This is a genomic window from Streptomyces sp. NPDC091292, from assembly GCF_044757265.1.
GTDB lineage: Bacteria > Actinomycetota > Actinomycetes > Streptomycetales > Streptomycetaceae > Streptomyces.
This window is the reverse complement of sequence record NZ_JBIVUQ010000048.1, coordinates 1-5,684: the sequence shown is the minus strand read 5'-3', so window position 1 is coordinate 5,684 and position 5,684 is coordinate 1. Positions and strand designations below refer to the sequence as shown.

The window sequence follows — 5,684 nt, the reverse complement described above, 5'->3', positions numbered from 1 at the left end:
CCACCCGCCTGCCACACCCCCACCATCGCCACCACCAAACCCACCCCACGCGACAAACACAAACCCACCACCGACTCCGCACCCACACCCACACCTCGGAGGTAATGCGCAAGACTATTCGCCCGCGCCATCAACCCCCCATACGTCAACACCTCACCGTCCGACACCACCGCCACCGCATCCGGAGCCACCACAGCCCGCTCAGCGATCAGCTCATGCACCCCACCCACCAACGGCAACCCCACCGACGACGCATTCCACCCCTCCACCACCAACTCACGCTCACCCACCGACAACACCGACACATCCCCCACCCGCACACCCACATCGCGAGCAACAGTGTCCAGTACGGTGACCAGGTGGCGGGCCATCGCCTCGACCGTCGTCTGATCGAACAGTGCCGTGCTGTACTCAAGTTCACCGGAGAGGCCGCCTTCGCCGGTATCACCGAGCCTCAGGGTCAGGTCGAAGAGGGCGAGCCGGGTTCCCGCGGCCGTGCCCTTGATCCGTATGTCCTCCCTCAGCCGGCTCTCGCCCTGGCCCTGGCCCTGGCCCTGGCCCTGGCCCTGCTCAAGCAGGCTCGCGTTGTCGCGCGGATCCTCCATCGCGTAGGTGAAGAACACCTGGAACAGCGGGCTGAGGTTCCGGTCCCGCTCGGTGACGAGGTCGTCCACCAGTTGCTCGAACGGCAGGTCCTGGTGGGCGTAGGCGCCCAGGGCTGTACTCCGTACGCGGCTGAGAAGTTCGCCGAAGGTCGGATCGCCGGACAGGTCGGTGCGCAGGACGAGCGTGTTGACGAAGAGTCCGATCAACTCTTCGGTCTCGGCACGGTTCCGGTTGGCGACGGGCGTGCCTACGACCACGTCGTCCGAGCCCGCATACCGGCTCAGCAGCACATTGAAGGCGGCGAGGAGCGTCATGAACATCGTCGTGCCACCCTCGCGGGCCACCTCGCGCAGGGCGTCGGCGGTCTCCGCCGAGACGGTGAAGCGCGTCGCCGCGCCTTCGGACGAGCGCACCGGCGGGCGGGGCCGATCGGTCGGCAGCTCCAACTGCGGGAGATCGGCCAAATGGGCACGCCAGTAGTCCAGTTGCTGTTCCAGCGTCTCGCCGTCGAGCCACGTGCGCTGCCATACCGCGAAGTCGGCGTACTGCACCGCCAGCGGCGGCAATGGGTCCGGCCGACCCGCCCGGAACGCCTCGTACAGAGCCACGAGTTCACGCCGCAGAATGGGACCCGACCACTCGTCGAAGACGACATGCTGCATCGACAGCGCCAGAACGTGTTCCTCATCGGCCAACCGGATCAGGCAGGCCCGGATCAGTGGACCGGTCGCGAGATCGAAGGGTGCCAGGGCATCTGTCGCGACCAGCCGTTCCGTCGCTCGCAGCGGATCATCGCTGCCGGACACGTCCACCACGGGCAGTGGGAAGCGGGCCGGCGGGTCGATCACCTGGTGCGCCATGCCGTCCGCGTCCGCCACCAGACGGGTACGCAGCACCTCGTGCCGAGCCATCACCGCGTCCAACGCCGCACTCAGCGCGGCCACGTCCAGATCGCCGTCGAGACGGATCGGCAGCGGGAGGTGGTACTCGGTTGACCCGGGTTCGAGTTGGTCGAGGAACCACAGGCGCTGTTGCGCGAACGACAACGGCAGCAGCTCGTCCCGGCCGACTGCCCTCACCGGCTCCACCAGCGGACCCCGCACCATGCCTTCGATCACCGAGGCCAGTTCTCGGACCACCGGATGATCGAACATGGCGGCTACGGGAACATCCACGCCCAGCACCTCGCGGACCTGGGAGATCACCCGCATGGCAAGGAGTGAATGCCCGCCCAGCTCGAAGAAACTGTCCAGGGCGCCCACCCGCTCCACACCCAGCACCCGCCCCCAGATCCCCGCCAGCAACTCCTCCACCACACCCGAAGGAGCAACAAACCCCCCCAACACCCGCCCCACACCCTCAGGATCCGGCAACGCCGAACGATCCAGCTTCCCATTCGCCGTCAACGGCAACCCCGCCAACTCCACAAACACCGACGGCACCATGAACTCCGGCAACCGCTCCCCCACAAACACCCGCAACTCAGCCACCGACGGCACACCCACACCCCCATCAGCCGGCACCACATACGCCGCCAGCCGACGATCCCCCTCCATCCCGAACGCCACCACCACAGCCGACCGGACCTGCGGATGGGCAGACAGCACCGCCTCGACCTCACCCGGCTCCACCCGGAAGCCCCGCACCTTCACCTGATCGTCCGCGCGCCCCACAAAATCCAGCCGCCCATCCCCCAACCACCGCACCACATCCCCCGACCGATACATCCGACCGCCATCCCCCGCAAACGGATCAGCCACAAACCGCTCCCCCGTCAGCGCGGACCGCCCCCCGTATCCCCGCGCCACACCCACACCCGCGATGAACAACTCACCCGCCACACCCACCGGAACTGGGCGCAACTGCTTGTCGAGTACGTAGACACGGGTGTTCGCCAACGGCCGACCAATCGACGGCACACCCCCCACACCCCCATCCACCAACCCCGCACACGCAATCACCGACACCTCCGTCGGCCCGTACCCCACAAACAACCGACGACCCCCACCCCACTCCCGCACCACACCCTCACCCACACGCTCCGACCCCACAAACAAACACCCCACACCCGACCACCCCACCCCATCCAACACCCCCAACAACGACGGCGACACACTCGCCGCCACCACACCACCACCACGCACCAAACCACCCAACTCCACCCCCACCCGCCGCTCCACCGACGACGCCACCACCAACGACCCCCCACCCACCAACGTCACCACCACATCCAACACCGCCGCATCAAAACCCAACGACGCAAACTGCAACACCCGCACACCCAACCCCACACCCAACACCGGCCCCAACGCCAACGCCAAATTCACCACACCACCATGACCAACCTGCACACCCTTCGGCCGACCCGTCGAACCCGACGTATAAATCACATACGCCAACTGATCACCCGACAGCACCACACCCTCCGGCGCACCCGACGACAAACCAGCCAACTCGGCCCTCACCTCAGCGTCATCAAGCCACACCACATGCTCCACCGGCAGCCCCTCCGCCACCGACCGCTCACCCACCAACACCGACACCCCACCATCAGCAACCATGAACTCCAACCGCTCCACCGGATACTCCGGATCCAACGGCAAATACGCACCACCCGCCTGCCACACCCCCAACACCGCAACCACCATGCCCACCCCACGCGGCAAACACAAACCCACCACCGACTCAGCACCCACACCCAACCCACGCAGACAATGCGCAAGACGATTCGCCCGCGCCATCAACCCCCCATACGTCAACACCTCCCCACCCGCCACCACCGCCACCACATCCGGACCCGCCGAAGCCCGCTCAGCAATCAGCTCATGCACACCACCCACCGACGGCAACACCACCACCTCACCAACCCCACCACCCACCAACTCCTCACGCTCACCCACAGACAACACCGACAGCTCACCCACCCGCAGCCCCGCATCCGCAGCAGCCACAGCCTCCAACACCGAGACCAGGTGGCCGGCCAGGCGCTCCATCGTCACCGCGTCAAACAGCGCAGTGCTGTACTGGACCTCGCCCACCAAACCGTCGCCGCTGTCCCCGAGCCTCACCGCCAGATCGACACTCACCAGCATCGGGCGGTCGGCCGAGTACTCCGCGGTCAGGTCGGCGCCGCCCTCCCAGCGCAGGTCAGTGTTGCCGTGGACTGTGTCGGCCGCCGTATCCGCCGTGTCGTAGTTGAACAGGACCTGGAAGAGGGGGCTGCGCGAGCGGTCCCGCTCCGTGACAAGTTCGTCCACGAGCTGCTCGAACGGGAGGTCCTGGTGGGCGTAGGCACTGAGTGCGGTCTCGCGTACGCGGCCGAGGAGTTCGGCGAGGGTGGGGTCGCCGGACAGGTCCGTCCGCATCACGAGTGTGTTGACGAAGAACCCGATCAGGTCCTCGGTCTCGGCACGGTTCCGGTTCGCGACCGGTGTGCCCACCACCACGTCATCGGTCCCCGCATACCGGCCCAGCAGAATGTTGAAGGCCGCCAGCGACGTCATCGACATGGTCACCCCGTGCGCGCGGGAGAGCGCGCGCAATCGCCTTGCCGACTCCGCCGGCACAGCGAACTTGACGACGCCACCGTCTGCCGAGCGGACGGCGGGGCGGGGTCGGTCGGTGGGCAGTTCGAGGGTTGGTACGCCACCGAGCCGGTCACGCCAGTACGCGAGCTGGGCGTCGAGCACGTCACCGGTCAGCCACCCGCGCTGCCAGACCGCGAAGTCCGCGTACTGCACCACTAGCGGCGGCAGCGGATCCGGATCCCCCGCACGGAACGCCTCGTACAACGCCGCCAGCTCACGCCGCAGAATCCGGCCCGACCACTCGTCCGACACCACGTGATGCATCGACAACGCCAGCACATGTTCATGCGCGGCAACCCTGACCAGCGTCGCCCGCAGCAACGGCCCGCGCGCCAAGTCGAAGGGAACCCGCGCATCCGCCGCCACCACCGCCCGCACCGCAACCACCGGATCCGCCCCGGCCGGCACCTCCACCACCCTCAACTCAACAGGCACCGCCTCATCGATCACCTGATGAGCCACACCATCCGCACCCGCCACCAGACGCGTCCGCAACACCTCATGCCGCGCCACCACCCCACTCAACGCCGCACCCAACGCCGCCACATCCAGGGCACCTCGCAGGCGCAGGTGCAGGGGTGATATGTACTCGGCGGAGCCCGGGTCGAACTGGTCGAGGAACCATAGGCGCTGCTGGCCGAAGGACGCCGGGATCGTCTGGTCCCGGTCGATCCGCACCACCGGCGGCGCGATGTCACGGGCGGAGCTCTCCACCACCGAAGCGAGGCCCCGCAGCGTCGGCTCGTTGAAGAGGGCCGAGAGCGGCACCTTGACGCCGAACACCTCGCGGATACGGGAGATTGCCTGCGTGGCAACCAGCGAATGGCCGCCCAGGTCGAAGAAGTCGTCGTCGACGCCAACCCGGTCCACGCCCAGGACCTCGGCCCAGACGTCGGCCAGCAGTTCCTCGGTCGTGGTGACCGGAGACATGAAATCTTCGCGGTCGGACTGGTGGACATGAGGTTCGGGCAGGGCGGCGTGGTTGAGTTTGCCGTTGGCGGTCAGCGGGAGTTCACCCAACTCCACGAACACCGACGGAACCATGTACTCCGGCAACCGCCCGCCCACAAACGCACGCAACTCCCCCACCGACGGCATCCCCCCACCCCCACCACCCGGAACCACATACGCCACCAGACGACGCCCCGCACCCTCACCACTCGCCACCACCACCGCAGACCCCACCCCCGCATGCCCCACCAACACAGCCTCCACCTCACCCGGCTCCACCCGGAAACCACGCACCTTCACCTGACCATCCACCCGCCCCACAAACTCCAACCGCCCATCCCCCAACCACCGCACCCGATCCCCCGTCCGATACATCCGACTGCCATCCCCAGCAAACGGATCAGCCACAAACCGCTCACCCGTCAACCCCGCACGCCCCACATAACCCCGCCCCACCTGAACCCCACCCACAAACAACTCCCCCACCACACCCACCGGAACCACACCCAAAAACCCATCCAACACATACACCCGCGAACC

1 protein-coding gene is annotated in these 5,684 nt (G+C 67.2%); it reads right to left on the bottom strand.

Annotated features, from left to right (window positions below):
• The coding region (locus tag ACIQNU_RS43730; RefSeq protein ID WP_401378295.1) for an amino acid adenylation domain-containing protein at positions 1-5,465 on the bottom strand (5,465 nt) is incomplete at its 3' end.
• Between the last annotated feature and the right edge of the window lie 219 nt (positions 5,466-5,684).